The sequence below is a fragment of the Collinsella sp. 1033st1_E11_1033SCRN_220408 genome (genome assembly GCF_039062465.1).
GTDB lineage: Bacteria > Actinomycetota > Coriobacteriia > Coriobacteriales > Atopobiaceae > Parolsenella.
Window position 1 is genome coordinate 1 of the sequence record NZ_JBCLNF010000010.1, and the last position, 17,850, is coordinate 17,850.

Here is a 17,850-nt window from a genome sequence, read left to right on the forward strand (position 1 = left end):
GGACCTCGGGGGCGTTCGGTTAACTGCGGGAGCGTGCCGTCAGCTCAATGTGTTCGGTTGGGATCGGAAATCAACCCCGCGGAAACGAGCGTCACGCCGCCGTTAGAGGCGGGTACCGCGACCCACTTCTGGTTCCAGGCTCCGTTGTCCTGCCACTGCTGGACGTTGTCACCCTTCGCGCCGCCGCTCGTTGCGGTGGCGAGGACCTTACCCGACCCGACGTTGGTGAGTGTGACGTAGCCCGCCGCGTCATGCGAGACGGTCCAGTGCTGCTGGCCGCCCATGTTGGAATCCCAAATCTGCACGTTGGCACCATTCGCGGCGCTACCGCCGCTTACGTCGAGGACTCCCCTATTGGCGCAAAACGGCCTGATGGCATAGGTGCCGTCCGCGATGGTGGCGCGATTGGCGTCCGCGAGGTCATCGAGGGTCTGGCGCCACGTCTTGGCAGGCTCGAACGAGAAGGACTGCGAGGCGTCATCGCTGGTGCTCCAGATTTGGACGTTGGTGCCGTCCACGGACAGGACGCGGCCGGAGCGAAGCGCGGAGGCGAGCTTCACGCCGCCGTTGGAGTCGGGGATCGCGATCCACTTCTGGTTCAGGGTGTCGGTGGCATCGCGCTGCTCAACGTTATCGCCCTTGTTGGCGGTGCCCCACGTGACAGCGAGGACCTTTTCACTCCCGACATTGGTGAGGGTGACGTAACCCGCCGCGTCGTGCGAAACAGTCCAGCACTGGCTATCAAGCGACGTAGCATCGCTAATACGGACGTTAGCGCCGGAGCTTGCGCTCGAACCCTCGACATCCAGAACGCTACCATCAGAGCAAAGCGCCTTGATGGCATAGGTGCCGTCGGCGATGGTGGCACGGTTGGCATCGGCGAGTGCGTCGAGGGCCTCGCGCGTGGCCATGGGCTGTGGATCGCCCGTCACGGGGGCGTCGCCGCTGGCGCCGACCTGAGCGTCGAGCGACTCGTTGACATCCGCCGAGGCAGGCGCAGGGGCGAGGACGAGAGCAAGGACGCATGCCACCACGGAGGCAGCGGCGAGCGACTTGAGCACGGCTGGGCGTAAAGAGCGCATGGGACCCCCCAACGATCGCGTTTTAAGCCAACTAACAGGCATAGCTTGTCGTAACGATACCACCCTGGGCGCAAGCCGCGTCCAGGGTGGCAATAAAGGTCGGTGACGGGGGTCTATGCGAGATGCCGCCGCCTGGAGCGCCGGGCAGCAGCTGGGCGCGGTCGGGCCTACACGAGGCCCTTGTCGCTCATCCTGCGCAGGAACGCGGCCATGTCGCAGCGGGCGACGTTGCGCATTCCGCCGAAGGTGCCGTCCGGGAAGCCGGCGGACACGCCGTTGGCGGCGAGCCAGCAGACGTCGGAGGCGTGGTTTGCCTCGTCGCCGTCGCGGACGTCGGAGAAGGGGCTCCCGCCCACGGACGAGACGTCGTGGCCCGCCCGGGAGCTCAGCCTGCGCAGGAACGCGGCCATGTCCTGCCTGACCACCGTGGCGTAGGGGCGGAAGGTGCCGTCGCCGAAGCCGCGGGAGACGCCGCTCTCGGCGAGCCAGCAGATCTCGCGGTAGTGCGGGGTGTCCGGGGTGACGTCGGAGAAGGGCGAGGACGCGGGGGCCTCGTAGGCGGGCGACCCCGCGACGCGGTACAGGAACGCGGCCATGTCGCAGCGGGCGACCGAGGCGTAGGGCTGGAAGGCGAAGGTGCCGTCGCCGTTGTCGAAGCCGGTGGAAATCCCGGTCTCGTACAGCCATGCCACGTCGTTCGCGTGGGGAGAATCGACGAAAATGTCCGAGAACACCCCAAGGTGGGCGTTCATGAACTGGAAGGACTGGGCAGCACCGCCGTTGGTGGTCCAAATCTGCACGTTCGTGCCAGACGCCGACGCGCCGCCGGCGACATCGAGCGCACGATTCAAGCGCAGCGCGGAGACCAGGGTTACGCCGCCGCGAGAGTCAGGCACGGCAATCCACTTCTGGTTCCAAGCGCCAGACCCCTGCCATTGCTGAACATTAACGCCCTCGCCCGCCGTGCTGCCAGTGGCTTCGAGGACCTTCCCCGATTTCACATTGGTGAAGGTGATGTAGCCGGCGGAGTCGTGCGACACAATCCAACGCTGGCTGTCTGAGTTATCCGCTTCCCAAATGCGAACATTGGCGCCATTCGCGGTGCTGGCACGGGCAACGTCCAGAACGGCCCTGCTGGAACAGAGCGCTCTGATGACGTATGCGCCATCAGCAATAGCATCGCGATTGGCAGCCGCCAGCGCGTCAAGAGACTTGCGGTCGCTCGCAGCCGCCTCCTTAATAACAGCGAGGTAGTGCGCCTTCTCATCGCGATAACGGTTCTGCCAGCCCTGGTGATACTGCGGCTGACTGGGATAGCGCCTGGCCACGTTGTTGATAACGTAGTCGCACAGCGTCGTAACGAGGGTCTCGTCATCCATGGAACTATTGATACCAGAGTTCTTGATGAACCAGATGGCACCCCAGTAGTTGCCATTGCGGATCTCGTACTTGCCGCCGCCCTTGCCAAAGAGGTTGGCCATGCCCCAGACGAGGCTCTTCACGCAATCGGAGCGGTCATCGATGTTGATGCCCAGCTCGACGAGGCTCCCGCGGATGCCGTCGCTGCTGTCATAGTACTGCGTATAGGCCCAGTCGTTCTGGAGGCCGGAGAACTCAGTCGGGTCGGCGTTGTAGCAAGCGTGCCAGGCGGCGTTAAGGTCCTTGCCGAATTCGGTGAAGTCACCGCCCTTCCTCGTGTCCCTGTTCACGTTCCACCCGTACTTGTCGCCGAGGACCTTGAGCGCCGAGTACTTGGTGGGGTTGTAGCTGTAGACCGAATAGAGGAAGGGCCCGAGGTCATAGCGGTTGTCGAACTGGAAGTAGCCCATGGCGTGATAGCCATCGCCCCAGCTGAGGCCCTGGTCGTAGTTCTGGCCGCTCTCCCACCTGCAGAAGTAGAGCATCTCGGGAGAGACGTCGCGGGGGGACAGGGGCCTCGCGACCCGGCCGGCATCGAGGAGCATGATGCCCGCGTCGGAGTCGCCGGCGGCGGTATCGTCGGCAGCGGCAGCCTCGGGCTCGAAGCTGTTGTCGCCAGCTTCGAGGACGGCGACGCGATCGTACTCGGCCCCGTAGAGATCGGAAACGGCATCGGCCGAGGCGACCGCAGGCGCGACGGCAAGGATACCCGCCAGCGCCGAGACCGCAATGGCGGACTTAAAAGCGATTAGTCGTATGGAGCGCATGAAACTCCCAACGTTTTGCACGCCCGAGAGGCGGGCACGTACAGAAGCAAAAACGATAGCATCCCGAGCGGATTAGTGTATGGAGGCGACGCCGGAACATGCAAAAAGATCAGCAGGGGCAGCGTTGGAGATGACCGCGCCGCCCAGGACGATGGCGTGGCGCGAGCGGCAGCGCTCGGGAGCCGAAATCGCCCGAGGCGTCGGCCACGCCATAAAGAAAGGCACCGCGCTTCGCCGATGCAAAACGCGGCACCTTATCGATTATTAGAGGGAAAGTCGCTGCCCGGCAGAGACGAACGACCCCTACGCCTCCATGGCCTCCTGGAAGGCAGCAGCGAAGCGCGGGTCGGCCGCGGCGAGGCGGGCGTTCGTGGCGATCCAGCCGGCGGGGGTACCGGTGTCATAGCCCTCGTGCACGTCGATGACCAGGGCGTAGAACTCCTCCTCGGCCATGGCGCGAACCATGGCGTCGGTGAGCTGGATCTCGTTGCCGGCGCCGGGCTGCTGATCGGACAGGAGCTCCATCACGCGCGGCGACAGCAGGTAGCGGCCGACGGCGAACAGGCGGCTGGGCGCGTCCTCGGCAGCAGGCTTCTCGACCATGCCGGTCATGCGCCAGACGGCGCCTTCTTCGTCACCGGTTGCACCCGGGAAGTCCGAGATGGCACCCACGGGCTCGCCGGCGATAATGCCATAGCGAGAGACCTCGTCCGCCGGGCACGCCGCCACGGCGATGACGGAAGCGCCGTTGTGCGCGTCCGAGACCTCCTTCATGCGCGGGAGGATCTTCTTGTCAGGTACGACGTAGTCGCCCAGGAGCACGAAGAACGGCTCGCCGTTCGTGGCGAACGACGCGCAGCGCACCGCGTGGCCGAGGCCGCGGGGCTCGCTCTGGTAGCAGAAGCTCACCGGCACGCTGCCGGCCTCCGCGATGGCATCGGCGTAGGCGTCCTTGCCGCGAGAGCGCAGAAGGTCCTCCAGGCCAGGATCGCGCGTGAAGTAGCTGGCGATCTGGGGCTTCGAGGGAGAGCTCACGATAATGCACTCGTCGACCTCGGCCGGGGCCAGAGCCTCCTCCACCACGTACTGGATGACGGGCTTATCGAGAACGGGAAGCATCTCCTTGGGCGTGACCTTCGTACCGGGGAGAAAACGGGTACCCAGACCGGCGGCGGGGATAATGGACTTCATTGCGTTGCCCTCCGTTTGGTTTGTTGTTTGGCTTGTTGATTTGGCTTGTAATCGCAGCTTGCCAACGGCTGCGTTGCATATAGTGCGCCCTGAACGGCCGCAAAACGAGCGCACTCGCAAAATACCACGGGATATGCGCAGGCGGCGGGGCGGGCATGTCGGGTGGGCGGCGAGTAGCCGCGCGACACGCCACAAGTCGTCCTTGAATTCGGATTTTCATGCGCGTAGCATTCGGATTTTCCGTCGATTTGATTCGGATTTTACGTTTGCGCAGGTAGTAGAGCCGTTATAGCAGTGCCGCCAGCTCGCCTGCAACGTAGACGTGCAAGCACAACGATCATCGCAATTCTCCGGGTCGCCAAATCCGCTTTCGCTTACAAGATTCGACCTGAACGCCGCACCCTCTTTCGCGCGCGGAGCCACTCGGCACACCCGTCCGGGAGCCCAATCTTCCTAGGGGTGGTCAAAAACATGCGCGCGGCGGACGCTCGGAGGCCGTTTAGGCTTCCACGTGGGTTGATTCGAGGCCCGAAGAGGATCGTCCGAACGCGTTTTGCCCCTCTCATAAGTCATTTCGGTCCGATAGAAGGCCAGTTACTTGACCACAATCAAGCAACTGGCGCCACAGAAACGAGAGACGCTCGCCATTCTGTCCGCCGCGCGACCATTTTTGGCCACCAGCACAGAAATTACTATTAGGAGACATCGAATTCAGCCTTGGCTTAGCTCAACGACGACGCGCAACGCCCACCGATGGAGCTCCCGCACACCGCCAAGACCCGATCGCGACACCTCGCGCCTGGTCCCGCGGCGCATTCGCGCCCAAACCACTGCTCGCACAAAAGAGGCCCTCCCCCGCAGCGGGAAGGACCCCCGAACAGTCACGCACACACCGCTCACGCGCCTACTCCCCAGCCAGCCTTTCCGCCAGCTCCTTGCGCGCCGCCGCGAGAAGCTCCGGGTTGCGCAGCAGATCCAGGGCCGCGCACGCCATCGCCTTGCTCGTCACGAGCAGGCAGTGCCGCCCGTTCTCGGAAATCGCCAGCTCACGGAACTCGGGCGTATGCCCAGAGATCTTCTTCTCCGGCAGGATCGTCCCAAAGATGTTGCACGCCGGGATAACGCGGCTCACATCGCCCAAATCCTCGCCGCCCTTGTCGCCGGGCATCCCTTCCATAACCGGCTCGCCAAAGGCCTCGAGCTCCCCGCGCGCGGCGTCGCCCAGCACGGAATTGGGAATGCGGCCCAGATACCCGCCGAGTTCCTCGATCTCAACCTCGCACCCCGTCGCCATGGCGATGCCACGCGCCGCACGCCTCACAACATCCATCGCCGGATCGACGTGGGAGCCGTTCGTGGAAGACACTTCTACCTCGAGTTTGGCCCTCGCCGGGATGCGCCCGATGTCGTTCGAGATGTCGAGGATCACGTCACAGACGTGCACGTCATCCGGAAGCTGCTGCCTAGAGACGCCCAGCGCCTGATGGAACAGCGACGCGGCGTCGAAGGCGTTCACGCCCTCCTCCGGATGAGACTCCGCGTGCGCGGGCTTGCCTACATAGGTGATGTACGCGCCTTTGAACGATGTGCATTCCCCGCCAATCCGTGTCATCGCACTCGTGGGATGCATGAGATAGACGGCATCCAGCCCATCGAACGCGCCCCTCTCGAGCATGATGATCTTGCCGCCGCCGTCTTCCTCCGCCGGCGTTCCAAAGACCTCGATCGAGCCGGCAACGCCAAACTGCGCCATGGCGCGCTTCGCGGCAATGCCCGCAAGCATGGCACTCGTGGCGATGAGGTTGTGCCCACACGCGTGGCCGAGCTCCGGAAGCGCGTCGTACTCCGCAAAGAAGGCGATGCGAGGGCCTCCACCGTTGTTCCACGAAGCCCTGAAGGCCGTGGGCAGGTTTTCGCATGCGTCCTCGACGGCAAAGCCCTCCTTCGCAAGGACCTCTCGGCAGAGCGCGCTCGCGTAGGTCTCCTCGAAGCCAATCTGCGGATGCGCATGGATATCCTTGGATACGGCCCACATGGCGTCGATGTCCCCGTCAACGGCATCGTTAACGAACTTCCTCACTTCGTCTTGAAGCATCGTGAACCACCTCTCATGCCATGAGCTAGATATCGAAAGTGGCGCCCGGGCGCAATGGCCCGAGCGCCACCCAAGCAATCGCACGCGAGCCCAAAGTCTAGACTCAACGACGCCCCGTCCAGATCTACACAATCCCGAAGAAGCTCGCCACAATCGAAAGGGCGATGATCGCAAGGATCAGCAGGCCATACTTATTGTTGTGCTTCTTGAGATAGAGGGAAATCAGCCCAATCACCGCAAGCGGCAGAAGGCCGGGTGCCACCGCGTCGATCATCCCCTGGATCGAGATGGGGTCAGCCGCGTTCTCGAGGGTGAACTCCGTCGCAATCTCAAGCGCCACGTTCTCGGCGGAGAGGGCGCCCATGACCATAAGGCCCAGCATGCCGCACGCCATGATGATCTTGTCCATGATGCCACTCTTGAGCATGTTCATGACAGCGGTGCGGCCAAGATCATAGCCAAGGCCATACAGCCAGCGACCGATAAAGTACGTCACCAGGGGGAACATCAGCGCCACGGGAACAGCGAGCAGGTTGCCCGAGAGGGCAAACGTGGTCGCGATCGAAAGCGAGATGGTCTTGCAGGTTCCCCAGACAAGGCTGTCGCCGATGCCGGCCATAGGGCCCATGAGCGCCGTGCGCATGGAGTACATGACCTCGTCGGGCACGTTCTCACCCGTCGCGCGCTCCTCCTCCATCGAAAGCGTCATGCCGTTCACGACAGCGCCGATGGTGCCCTCCGTGTTGTAAAACTGGCTGTTGCGCTTAAGCGCCTCGCGGTAGTCGTCGTCATCCGGGTAGAGCTTGCGAAGCGAATCCATGAGCGACAGCATGTGCGAAAGGCCCTGAAACACGACGTTGTTGCTCTGAACCTCGGCATACAGCCACCACGTGCGCCAGGCATTGTTGATGTCCTTCTTGGTGAGGATCTGCTGGCCCTTCTCTTCCTCTGCCATGGCTATTCGCCTCCCTTGTTAGTAACGGGCTGCTTCTCGGGGGCATTACCCAGGAAGTAGTAGATAACCGCAACGCATGCGCCAAAGATGGCGATAGCAATGGCGCCAAGGCCGAGATACTGGACTGCGAAGTAGCCAATGAAGAAGAACGGCATGATCTCTTTCCTGCCAATCATCGAGATCGCAATGGAGAAGCCGATGGCGGGCAGCAGAGAGCCGGCAACCTCGATGCCATTCATAGCCCACTCGGGGATCGCGTCAATCATCGCCGTCACTACCTCCGCAGCGAGGATGTTGCAGAGAAACACCGGCACAAAGAAGATGACGGCGGAGACGAGCAGCGGCAGGATCGTCGTGTTTATACGCACGCCGCGGAAGTCGTTCTTCTCGAGGCAGGCATCGACCCTGACGGACCAGATGTTGTTGGCAGCACCCTTAAGCGTCCAGAGCGCGGAGCCGAGGATGCCAAACGGAACGGCGAGAACCGTCGCCGCACCAGCGTCGAGCCCCGTGGAGATGGCGATGGGAATCGAAATGAGTGCCGCGGAGGACGCGCACGCAGGCACGGTTCCGCCAGGATAGATAATGCCCAGGTAGAGCAGCTCGAGCGATCCGCCGAGGACGAGTCCGGTCTGGACGTCTCCCATGAGCAGACCCACGACGCCACCCACCACTACGGGCTGGCCAAGGGTGTCAGACAGGGTGTAGCCGAAGTCGGTTGTCGAGATCACCTGCCAGAGGCCACAGAACAGAGCGATTGCGATGCCAGACATCTTCGATACGCCTCCTAGAAGCCGAGCTTATTAATAAGGTCAGGGAGTTCAACATCCTGCTGCGCGGGAACGACGTGAACGTGGACGTGGACGCCTTCCTGGTCGAGCGCCTTCATGGCGTCAACGTCAGACGGCCTGAATGCGATACCAAACGCGGTCGTCGTCCCGGCGCCGCCACCGAGCCCGCCAATCTGGACGTCTGCGAGCTCAACGCCACCGCGGACCGCGGCGAGCGCATCCTCGACGCACTTGAAGAGGACGAGGAGCTTGCCGCCGCCAAAGGCATTAGCCTTGTACTCCTCACAGGCCTGGTCGACGGTCTTGACCTCAACGGACACTCCCGCGGGAGCGGACATGCGATAGATATCAGCCATGAATTCGTCGGCCGCAAGCTCGTCGTTCACGATGATGATGCGGTCCGCTCCGCAGATCTTCACCCACTGCGTCACGACCTGCCCGTGGACCAGGCGATAGTCGACACGCGCCAGCTTAATCTCTGCCATCGGTTACTTCTCCTCCGCGCTCGTGTGATTCTGTCCGTCAAACCCCACGTACTCGTGGCCACCAAAGCCGTTGCGCAGCGCGCTCACGGCCTTGGCACAGAAGGAATCCTCGATCTGGGTGGCGTTGCGCTCCATGAGCGAGAGGGCAATCACAGGGACGGGAACCTCGAGGTCGAGCGCCGTCTCCACGGTCCACTTGGCCTCGCCACTCGCAGCGACGACGCCGCGGATGTCAGCGAGGTCCGGATGCGAGGCAAGCTGGTCCTCCATGAGCTCCATGAGCCAGCCGCGAATAACGGAGCCGTGGTTCCAGTTGTGAGCCACCGCCTCGAGGTCATAGTCAAACCCGCTCGCTCGCATCACGGCAAGGCCTTCGCCGATCGACTGCATCATTCCGTACTCAATGCCGTTGTGAACCATCTTCATGAAGTGGCCGCTCCCGGCGGGACCGGTGTAGAGCAGGCCGCCCTCGACGGTAAGGTCCTTGAGGGCGGGTTCGACGTGATCGAACGCCGAACGGTCTCCGCCAACCATGATGCACGCGCCGTTGCGAGCGCCCGACTTTCCGCCGGAGGTTCCGGCGTCAAGGAAGCGAACGCCCTTCTCCGAGGCCATCGCCGCGTGGCGCTGCGAATCCTTGTAGAAGGAGTTGCCCGCGTCGATGAGGATGTCACCCTTGTCGAGAATCTCCAGAAGGCTCGTCACGCAGGACTCCGTCGGCTCGCCGCAGGGCACCATGACCCAAAGGACTCGCGGCATGGGAAGTGCTTCGACAAGGGCCTCGAGCGTGGGGGCGACTTCGATACCTGATGCAGCGGCGGCAGCCACAGAAGCTTCTGAACAATCGAACCCGACCGCTTTGTGCCCATGATCAGCCAGGTTAAGGGCGATATTGGCCCCCATTTTTCCAAGTCCTACAATTCCGATCTCCAAATGCACCACCCTCTTCGTCGTGCTTAAGGCGGGCGTGCTGTCGGCTGGTTCGGTTTACTCTCGCCGCTCTTGCGCAGTCACAGCCCACCAAGCTTGTTGCCTTCTGGAAGCCAACACCCGAAAAACTCCGTTCGGAAGCTGGCGTCATTATATGCGAAGTTTTTTCGGTCTGATATTATTGTCGAAGAAGTAATTTTTGTTGCGGTGAATGGCCGCGTTTCGGCCGCGAATGGCAAATTAAGATAGGCAGAGGTCTAGAAGACTCGATAGAATGGGCCAAAGACCAGGGATTTATCAGGATGGTGACCGAAATGGCACAGCAGTCGATTCAATTCGCGATCAGGTCGCTCTATCGTTCGCTCAGCACAAAGGAAGCGAGCATCGCTGACTTTATCCTTTCGAACCCGAAAAAAGTTTCGCGAATGACGATTAACGAGATCGCCGACTCGCTGGGAATCGCCCCGTCAACCGTCTTCCAGTTCACGAGGAAGCTTGGTTTTAAGGGCTTCCGCGACTTTAGAAACGAGCTTCTCTCCGAGGAGTTCGACCCCGAGGTCTCCATTCACGAGAACATCGACGAGAAGGACGACGCCCTCGCCATTGCGCACAAGGTCTTCTCCTCCAGCGTCAAGTCGCTTCAAGACACCAACGCGCTCCTCAGCGCGAGCAGCGTCGAACGCGCGAGCCAGCTTCTACTCGAAGCTGGCACCGTATCCTTCTTTGGTGTTGGCGGCTCCAACGTCGTCGCGTACGACGCCTTCCACAAGTTCATGCGCTCGCCGCTTCACGTGCAGTACGGCATGGACGTCCACGTCCAGCGTATGCAGGCGGCCCTGCTCAAGCCTGGCGACTGTGCCGTCGTCACAACGCACACGGGCCTCACGCGCGACACGCTTGATATCGCGAACATCGCCCACGATGCAGGCGCGAGCGTCATCGCAATCACGAGCTACTCGTCGCCGCGTCTTGCCAAACTCGCCGACGTCATCCTCCTCTCTTCTTCCGAGGAGACCGGCTATCGCTCTGAGTCACTCTCGAGCAGGATCGCCCAGCTCGCCATCGTTGATTCGCTATTCACAATCGTGATGTTCGCCAGCCAGGACCAGGCAAAGGAGCCCCTGCGCCGCATCCGCAACGCCATTTCTCCCACAAAGGAGGAATAGCGGGCGGACAGCATCGCGCACGCCGCACCGCCCGCACCCTACGCTCGGACGCGGCGGCAGTACTCGGAGACAGCGCTAACGAGCGCAGCCGGGCTCGCGGCAGCCTCAAGCGCGGGAATGAACCCCGGATACTCGTCTACGATGCTGAACAGCTCATCGAGAGCCGCAGAATGCGCGACCGGCGTCTGTAGGCACAACACCATGACGACGCTCAGCGGCACGTCCTCCCCGCTCATCCTCACACGCACGGGTTCCGCCAGAGTCACCACGGATATCGCGGGACGGTTCCTCTCGTCCGGCTCCGTATGCGGAGCGCAGAGCGGCGCGAGGATCACGCCAAACTGCTCGTAGCGCTTGGCAAAGTCGAGAATCCCGCGGTAGTAGTCCTCCGTCATCCATCCAGCGTCGAGCAAGGGCCTCGACGCCCTGGCAACGGCATCCTCCCACGTCTCAGCCACAACGCCAACCTCGACAAACTCCTCGCTCACGAGCTCGTCGAGCCCCAGGAATCCGGGAAGCACGAGCTTGCCACGTTCCTCGCCGCCACCCATGCCAAGAAGCTCGCGGACGCCCCGCTCCAGCGCCTCCTCATCGCGCACGTCGCAGTTCGCGCGCACCACGTCAAGCAGGCGCGAGACGAATACGCCCTCGTCGCCGTTCGCAGGCGAGTGTAGAAACGCCTCGATTCTGCGCACGTCGACGCGCGTCAGCATGGGCGTAACGCGAATGACCGGCCGCGGCAGCGCCTGCGGCAGCTCGACCGTCGTCAACACGACGTCAACGCCGGAATAGTCGAACGCGTAGCAGTCGCGAGCCGAGAGTTTCGCGACTATCTCGAGATGCGAAAACTCCTTCGCGAGCGATCTCGACAGAAACGCGACCGTCCCGATACCCGCCCCGCAGACAAGAACTGCGCGAACAGAGCGGTCGATCGTCGGCCCCTGACGCAGCCTCTCGAGCGCGGCACCCACGTACAGGACCACGAACGCGACCTCATCGTCGATCGCGCTCAGCCCATACTCCCCCTGCGCGGCGAGCATCGCCCGGGCGCACGTCTCGAAGAGCTCGGGGAAACGCTTGCGGATATCCGGCAAGAGCTCGCACTTCGCCTGGAGGCCCAGCCTCTCCCTCGCGAGCAGTGCGCGGACGTGCACGCGGAGACCATCGACGAGCTCCGTGTCGAGATAGAGGTCGCAGCCCGTCTCCTCCGAAGCAACGGAGAGCAGCGTGTTCAGGATGCGCTCCGCCGTACCCGCGCGGATCACGCCGGAAGAATCCGCGCGCATGCGAGGCGAAGCGGCAAGCATGGCAGCCAAGGCCTCGACCTCGCGCGAGAGGCTCTCGCCCTCCGTCTCGGCCCCGATGGCAGTGAGTAGCGCCTCGAGGGCACTGCGCTCATCCGTCGGCACCTCGTCAAGGCCGCCGGGAAGCTCGGAGACGTAGTGCCCCTGGCACGTCCTGTGACGCACGGCGTTGAGATAGCACGTCATCTCGATGAAGGCGGCATCCGTCAGGTCGTCGTTCGTCTCATCGAGGTAGCGATCGAGCGCCGTGGCCATCCGTTCGAGCTGCTCTTCGCAGACGAAGCCCTTCTTGCGAATCTCCTCGTCATAGTCCGTGGTAGACGCCGCAAGAAGGCCGGCGTATCCGCCGAGCCCCTCCCTGACGAACTCCGCCATCACCTGGCGTCGGCGGTACTCACTCGCCTCGAGGGACCAGCCGCCGTGCGGCGTCGCGATGAGCGGCGCGCCGTGCGAGGCGAGCCACTCCCCCGCGCGCTTCAGGTCGCGCGCGGCAGTGGCGCGGCTCACGCCAAGTGCCTCGGCCATGCCCGCCATGGTCTTGGGGCACGTCTCGTCAAGCAACGCGGCAACGATGGCGTTCGCACGCTGCTCGGCGGAGAGGTACACGCTCTCCGCATCCGGCGCACCCTCGCCCTCGAACGCAATCTCGGCGGCACGGGCGACGTCCTGCGAGGCCACGAAGAACCCTTTACGCGGAACCCGTTCGAGCGCAACGCCGCGCTCCCCGAGCCAATCGGAGAGCGCGGCGATCTCATACCTTACGGTTCGCTCGGAGACGCCGAGCTTGCGCGCGAGCTGCTGCGCCGTCATGGCAGTGAACGGATCCTTCATGAGACACTGCAGGATGTCCCACGAGCGAGCGCTCATCTGTCGCATTCGCACGCTCCTCGTCTAGTCCAGCGCCGCCCTTAGCGACGAGATGTACTCACGGGAGTTACCCGCGATAACCGCATCGATGATGCTGCTTCCTACGATAACGCCGTCGGCGCCCATAGCCATCAGGTCTTTGACCTGCTGCGGCTTCGAGATGCCAAACCCCGCGCAAAGCGCAGCCGTGGCGCCAGCCTCCCGCAGGCGCCTGACGTTGTCCTCGACGCGCGGAGACACGCCATCGCGAGCCCCGGTCTTGCCCTCCTGCGCCTGCAGGAACATGTACCCGCGGCCCGCCTCGGCAAGGGCGGCGACGTCGGCATCTGCCAGATCGACGGGAACGAACAGCGGCTGGAGAAGGCCCGCGCGGTCGAGCGCCTCCGCCAGGGCCGGCTTTGCCTCGTCTGGCACGTTGGGCGCCAGCACGCCATCTGCTCCAATGGCGGCAGCATGCTCGCAGAACGCCTCGATGCCCATGGCCTCGATCGTCTCGTAGTAGCACATGATCTGGAGGCACGCGTCAGGATATGCCGTCCTGAGCTCGGCAATCGAGTCCATCGCCGCGGTGGGCGTCGTCACCTCGAGGGCGCGCGCCATCGACGCGGAGACGACTGCCCCGTCAAGCGCAGGATTCTCGTACGGAATGCCAAGCTCAAGAACGTCAACGCCATCGGCGATGAACTCGCCCGCGCGCTCGACCTGGTCGCCCATCGCGGGGTCGCCCAGGGAAAAGTACCCCACGAAGACCTTGCGCCCGGCAGTCTTCTTCTCGCTAAGAACCTGTTCCATGTGATTCATGGTCACTCCCCCGTTAATTGCGTCGTCGACGACCTTCGCGATCGTCACCGGGTCATCGCTGGACAGAAGCGCCGCGCACGTTCCCTCATCGGAGAAGGCGGCTATCAGCTTGCCAAGAACATCGAGATGCTCGGAGGGGTCCGCCACCGCGAGCATCGCGACGAGACGAACGCCCACCTCCTGAGAGAAGTCCTCCATCCGCTTGAAGGGAACGGGGCTGACGCAGCGGCCGATCGCGATTGCCGCGCCAAGAACGTCATCCGGCTCGCCATGGGGCATCGCGACGCCGCAGAGGGGAAACTCGATTCCGGTGGGATAGTTCTTCTCGCGCTCAAGCACCACGTCTACGTAGGAGTCCTTCGCATAGCCTGCGGAGACGAGCGTCTCGCCAAGCTGCCTGATCGCGTCCTGCGAATCGGCCGCCACGAGCTCTGGAATCACCAGCTCGGGTTTTATCGCAATCTTCTCGCTCACGTTAGTCTCTCCCGAACGCATGGGACGGCGTTTTCGCGCCGTCCGCAGCGTCCTTTACTTCACGATGTCGTAGATCTGCTCGAAGACCTTGTCCGCCCCGACGCCCGTCAGGATGGCGGTCGCCTTAATCGTGGGTACGTCGAGCGGCGGCAGCTGCGTCGCCGAGCAGACGACGTCCGGGTGAATCTGGGAGACCAGGGCGGCCACCTCGCTCACGCGACAGGTCGAGGTCTTGGCATCGACACCCTTGCCCTTGAGGTACTTCTCGATCTTCATTGCGATGTTCTTCGAGGTCACGCCACCGGTTCCGCAGGCGACGACGATCTTCTTGGTTTCCATAAGTGCCTCCTGACGATTTGGGGTTTTAGAAATGCGTGCGAGGTTGCACGCCTTGGTACGACGTCGCGGTGCTCAGATCCGAGCGTCGTACCAATTGAGAGCGGAGAGGACGGCGGCGCTCCGAGGAGGGACTCCGCGCCGTCGTCCGGAGAAGGGAGCCGTTAGGCGAAGAGCGCGAATACCTGGCCGATAGCCCACGCGACCCAGCTCGAGCCAATGCCCAGCGTCGTGGAAATCGACTCGAAGGGCAGGCCGTTCATCGCTGCACACTGCGTGTACCAGCCAGCCGTCGCGGTGCAGACGTAGAGCGTGATGATCATGACGATGACGCCCGCGATGAAGCCACGGAAGATGTTCTTCTTGCAGAAGGGCATGCAGCAGCTGATCAGGAACGGAGCGGCGATGGCGAGGTCAGCCATGGGCAGGACGCGGTTACCCGGGAGAATGAACGCGAGCAGGAGCACGACCGGGGTGACCAGGATGCCCGTTGCCATGACGTCGGGCATACCGATGAGGATGGCAGCGTCGAGGCCGATGTTGAGCTCACGGTTGAACTTCTTGGCGCAGATCTCGCGCATGCCGTCGGCGACCGGGGTGATGCCCTCGACGAGGACGTTCTCAACGCGCGGGAAGACGATCATGAAGGCGGCGATGGTGACACCAAGGAGAAGGGTCTGACCCACATTCTGACCGCCGGCGATGCCGAGAACGATACCCATGACGAAGCCGATCATGGACGGGGAGATGAGGCCGCCGAAGCGCTCCTCGATCTTGTCGGTGCTCCAGTCGATCTTGGCAAGGGCGGGGATTTTCTCGATGACCCAGTTTACGGCCATACCAACCGGGGCAAAGATGATGGCGTTACCGTGAGGGATGGAGACGCCGTCGAGGCCGTAGGCATCCTGGATAGCGGGCGCGGTGATGTCGGCGAGCTTGAGGACGACTACCTCATTGATGATGTAGGCGACGATGGCGAGGGGAACGCTGCCGGTGATCGCCCAGACGTAGGACAAGGCCAGGGCCCACACGGAGTAGTTGAAGACGTCGACGTCGAAGGTGTCCGTGAGCTTGAGGACGATCATCAGGGCGTTAACGGCAAGGCCGACGACGAGGAGGACCGCGTAGAAGCTCAGGGGGAGAGGACGGAGGAGTACGCCGAGCCAAGGCCGAGGTCGATGATGTCAAGCTTGAGGCCGGTCGCCTCAACGACCTGCATGAGGATCGGGGTTGCCGCGCCGGAGAACATGCCGACCATGGTGCTCATCGCAACAAGCGCGCCGGCGACGTAGATGGAGCAGCGCAGGGCCTCGCCCACCTTCAGCCTGGCGAGAAGCAAGCCGACCAGGAAGATTCCGATCATGACCATGACGGATGACGGCAGCGCCGCGTACCAGTTCAAGGCGCCCATAATGACGTCCATTAGTGCCTCCCTTTCTGAGAGTTCCCTTGGGACAAAGTTTATGGGCGGCAATGCCTGCCAAAATGACCAGTTGTTTCACCGTGAAATCCTGCAACTTTGAACAGGCGAATGGCGGCGCGGGCACAAGCGCGACGATAAACACGGTTCTTGGAGTCGCCGGGCGCGTTTCCTCACGCGGAGTCGCCAGGCGCGTGTCGCTCGAAAAACTAATCTTCCGAGGGGTGGCCAAAAACATGCGCGCGGCGGACGCCCTGAGGCCGTCCGACCGCCAAATAGGGGCGAATTGGGGCCCGGAGAGGTTCACCCAGACGCGTTTTGCCCCTCACACGAGCCATTTCGGTTCGGAGGAAGGCCAGTTACTTGACTGTAATCAAGCAAGTTGTCCCATAAGGACGAGGGACAGTCGCGAATCTGTCCGCCGCGCGTATGTTTTTGACCACCGGCATGAAAATTACTATTAAGGGACGCCCCGAAGCGGCCCCGCCGAGCAATTCTCAACGCGAATCACCTGCCAGCACCATGCACTCACCACGCGGAATCAGCGAACTCGAAGGGTCTCCGCTCGGAACGGCGCCACCCGTCCCGCACTTCAGACACAAAATGCCCGCCCGGGCGCAAAACGCGTCCGAGCGGGCCAGGTAACCCCCTGCGAGCCTGTCTCGGCAAGCCCTTAGATCTTCGCAATCTCCTCGGAGATGATGCGGCAGACGTCCTCCGCCTGGGGCATCACGCCATACGCCTCAAAGAAGCCGTGGTCGCAGCCGCAGTAACGAATCGCGGTAACGTCAACACCCGCGTCCTGCAGCTTCTTCGCGAACAGCTCGTCCTGGTAGCGTAGGAAGTCGAACTCAGAAGAAATGATCACCGTACGCGGGAACACGCTCACGTCCTCCGCGAACAGCGCGGAAATCAGCGGATCGAGTATCTTGTCCATGTCGCCGTTGACGTACATGGGCGGAAGGTCGTCGTTGGCAAGACGAATGCGATCGACCCTGCTCAGCGCCTCAGCCTTCTGCTCGTCCACGATCTCGTACAGGTCATAGGACCACTCATCCGGAACGGGGCCACCGTCAACGAGCGGATAAAGCTCGACAACCGCCTTGATCCTATCCGCGTGGGAGCCCTCGAGCACGGCAGCGTTCGTCAGGCTTCCGCCCGCAGAGTCGCCAGCCACGGCAATACGAGTCGCATCGACACCCAGCTCATCCGCATGCTCGACAAGCCAGTCGAGCGTCTTCACGCAGTCCTCGACACCACCCGGGAACATCGTCTCGGGAGACAGGCGATACTCCGGATAGATCGCGACGCAACCCGTGCGCTCCACGATGTCGCGCAGGCAGTTCTCGTACTGGCCGATGTTGCCCACCATGAAGCCGCCGCCATGGATGAACACGAGCGCGGCAGATCCATCCTCGTGCCCCTCCGGCGTGAAGATGTGCAGCGGGATGCCCCTGTCGCCGAAGTTCATGACGACGGTCTTCTTGGCAACGTTCGCGCCCCTCACGACGTGGGTCTCCTTGTTGGGCGCAGAGCGCCACGCGATCACGTCCACCGGTCCGGCCGGCGCCGACCCCGCCGCGGGAGCCGCGGCGAGCTTCGCGTGCGCACGAGCATAGACGCGCGGATCGAGCACGTGCTCGCGGCCGTCACCCGGCACGGGCTTCAGCACAAGCTTGAGCCCGCTAGGCTCGACGACCTCCTTCACGCCGTTCTCAAGTACCTCAAGCTCGGAAGTGGGGTACTTCCTCTCCTCGGCTTCCATGA

The 17,850-nt window shown here is 62.9% G+C and carries 15 protein-coding genes; 1 reads left to right on the forward strand and 14 read right to left on the reverse strand.

What is annotated here, in order from left to right; translation table 11 throughout:
* Positions 1-44 precede the first annotated feature (44 nt).
* The 8 genes from ABCN07_RS06900 to gnd all read right to left on the reverse strand — a co-directional run bounded on the left by ABCN07_RS06900 (position 45) and on the right by gnd (position 9,727).
* Positions 45-1,082 carry an RICIN domain-containing protein gene (locus ABCN07_RS06900; RefSeq protein WP_343005984.1) on the reverse strand — a complete coding sequence of 346 codons (1,038 nt, stop codon included), beginning with the start codon at positions 1,080-1,082 and terminating at the stop codon, positions 45-47.
* Positions 1,083-1,249: 167 nt separating this feature from the next.
* Positions 1,250-3,268 (reverse strand): RICIN domain-containing protein, encoded by a 2,019-nt coding sequence (locus ABCN07_RS06905; RefSeq protein ID WP_343005985.1) that lies wholly within the window; start codon positions 3,266-3,268, stop codon positions 1,250-1,252.
* 303 nt (positions 3,269-3,571) lie between these two features.
* On the reverse strand, positions 3,572-4,459 hold the full coding sequence (locus tag ABCN07_RS06910; RefSeq protein WP_343005986.1) for a UTP--glucose-1-phosphate uridylyltransferase: 888 nt from the start codon (positions 4,457-4,459) through the stop codon (positions 3,572-3,574).
* A 904-nt stretch (positions 4,460-5,363) separates the two neighbouring features.
* Positions 5,364-6,554 (reverse strand): amidohydrolase, encoded by a 1,191-nt coding sequence (locus tag ABCN07_RS06915; protein WP_343005987.1) that lies wholly within the window; start codon positions 6,552-6,554, stop codon positions 5,364-5,366.
* 124 nt (positions 6,555-6,678) lie between these two features.
* Entirely contained in the window at positions 6,679-7,509 is an 831-nt protein-coding gene (locus tag ABCN07_RS06920) for a PTS system mannose/fructose/sorbose family transporter subunit IID (RefSeq protein ID WP_343005988.1), read from the reverse strand.
* A gap of 2 nt (positions 7,510-7,511) precedes the next feature.
* Entirely contained in the window at positions 7,512-8,282 is a 771-nt protein-coding gene (locus ABCN07_RS06925; protein WP_343005989.1) for a PTS sugar transporter subunit IIC, read from the reverse strand.
* 14 nt (positions 8,283-8,296) lie between these two features.
* Entirely contained in the window at positions 8,297-8,785 is a 489-nt protein-coding gene (locus ABCN07_RS06930; protein WP_343005990.1) for a PTS sugar transporter subunit IIB, read from the reverse strand.
* 3 nt (positions 8,786-8,788) lie between these two features.
* Positions 8,789-9,727, reverse strand: coding sequence for a phosphogluconate dehydrogenase (NAD(+)-dependent, decarboxylating) (gnd, locus tag ABCN07_RS06935; protein WP_343005991.1), 939 nt, complete (start codon positions 9,725-9,727; stop codon positions 8,789-8,791).
* A gap of 302 nt (positions 9,728-10,029) precedes the next feature.
* On the opposite strand from gnd, the gene ABCN07_RS06940 reads away from it, so the two are divergent.
* Entirely contained in the window at positions 10,030-10,881 is an 852-nt protein-coding gene (locus ABCN07_RS06940) for a MurR/RpiR family transcriptional regulator (protein WP_343005992.1), read from the forward strand.
* Between the two features lie 38 nt (positions 10,882-10,919).
* Here the strand turns inward: ABCN07_RS06940 and ABCN07_RS06945 are convergent, their stop codons facing one another.
* From ABCN07_RS06945 to ABCN07_RS06970, 6 genes are all read right to left on the reverse strand, one after another.
* A complete protein-coding gene (locus ABCN07_RS06945; protein WP_343005993.1) occupies positions 10,920-13,061 on the reverse strand; it encodes an HTH domain-containing protein in 2,142 nt (713 codons plus the stop codon).
* Between the two features lie 15 nt (positions 13,062-13,076).
* A complete protein-coding gene (gene trpA, locus ABCN07_RS06950; protein WP_343005994.1) occupies positions 13,077-14,327 on the reverse strand; it encodes a tryptophan synthase subunit alpha in 1,251 nt (416 codons plus the stop codon).
* 54 nt (positions 14,328-14,381) lie between these two features.
* Entirely contained in the window at positions 14,382-14,666 is a 285-nt protein-coding gene (locus ABCN07_RS06955) for a hypothetical protein (RefSeq protein ID WP_343005995.1), read from the reverse strand.
* A gap of 161 nt (positions 14,667-14,827) precedes the next feature.
* A complete protein-coding gene (locus ABCN07_RS06960; RefSeq protein WP_343005996.1) occupies positions 14,828-15,748 on the reverse strand; it encodes a PTS transporter subunit IIC in 921 nt (306 codons plus the stop codon).
* Positions 15,749-15,795: 47 nt separating this feature from the next.
* Positions 15,796-16,086 carry a PTS transporter subunit IIC gene (locus ABCN07_RS06965; RefSeq protein ID WP_343005997.1) on the reverse strand — a complete coding sequence of 97 codons (291 nt, stop codon included), beginning with the start codon at positions 16,084-16,086 and terminating at the stop codon, positions 15,796-15,798.
* A gap of 670 nt (positions 16,087-16,756) precedes the next feature.
* Entirely contained in the window at positions 16,757-17,848 is a 1,092-nt protein-coding gene (locus ABCN07_RS06970) for an alpha/beta hydrolase (RefSeq protein WP_343005998.1), read from the reverse strand.
* Positions 17,849-17,850 lie beyond the last annotated feature (2 nt).

What these genes read in the sequence shown, in the direction of transcription:
- ABCN07_RS06900 (WP_343005984.1), bottom strand. Translation starts at nt 1,082, where the DNA reads ATGCGCTCTTTACGCCCAGCCGTGCTCAAGTCGCTCGCCGCTGCCTCC.
- ABCN07_RS06905 (WP_343005985.1), bottom strand. Translation starts at nt 3,268, where the DNA reads ATGCGCTCCATACGACTAATCGCTTTTAAGTCCGCCATTGCGGTCTCG.
- ABCN07_RS06910 (WP_343005986.1), bottom strand. Translation starts at nt 4,459, where the DNA reads ATGAAGTCCATTATCCCCGCCGCCGGTCTGGGTACCCGTTTTCTCCCC.
- ABCN07_RS06915 (WP_343005987.1), bottom strand. Translation starts at nt 6,554, where the DNA reads ATGCTTCAAGACGAAGTGAGGAAGTTCGTTAACGATGCCGTTGACGGG.
- ABCN07_RS06920 (WP_343005988.1), bottom strand. Translation starts at nt 7,509, where the DNA reads ATGGCAGAGGAAGAGAAGGGCCAGCAGATCCTCACCAAGAAGGACATC.
- ABCN07_RS06925 (WP_343005989.1), bottom strand. Translation starts at nt 8,282, where the DNA reads ATGTCTGGCATCGCAATCGCTCTGTTCTGTGGCCTCTGGCAGGTGATC.
- ABCN07_RS06930 (WP_343005990.1), bottom strand. Translation starts at nt 8,785, where the DNA reads ATGGCAGAGATTAAGCTGGCGCGTGTCGACTATCGCCTGGTCCACGGG.
- ABCN07_RS06940 (WP_343005992.1), top strand. Translation starts at nt 10,030, where the DNA reads ATGGCACAGCAGTCGATTCAATTCGCGATCAGGTCGCTCTATCGTTCG.
- ABCN07_RS06945 (WP_343005993.1), bottom strand. Translation starts at nt 13,061, where the DNA reads ATGCGACAGATGAGCGCTCGCTCGTGGGACATCCTGCAGTGTCTCATG.
- ABCN07_RS06955 (WP_343005995.1), bottom strand. Translation starts at nt 14,666, where the DNA reads ATGGAAACCAAGAAGATCGTCGTCGCCTGCGGAACCGGTGGCGTGACC.
- ABCN07_RS06960 (WP_343005996.1), bottom strand. Translation starts at nt 15,748, where the DNA reads ATGATCGTCCTCAAGCTCACGGACACCTTCGACGTCGACGTCTTCAAC.
- ABCN07_RS06965 (WP_343005997.1), bottom strand. Translation starts at nt 16,086, where the DNA reads ATGGACGTCATTATGGGCGCCTTGAACTGGTACGCGGCGCTGCCGTCA.
- ABCN07_RS06970 (WP_343005998.1), bottom strand. Translation starts at nt 17,848, where the DNA reads ATGGAAGCCGAGGAGAGGAAGTACCCCACTTCCGAGCTTGAGGTACTT.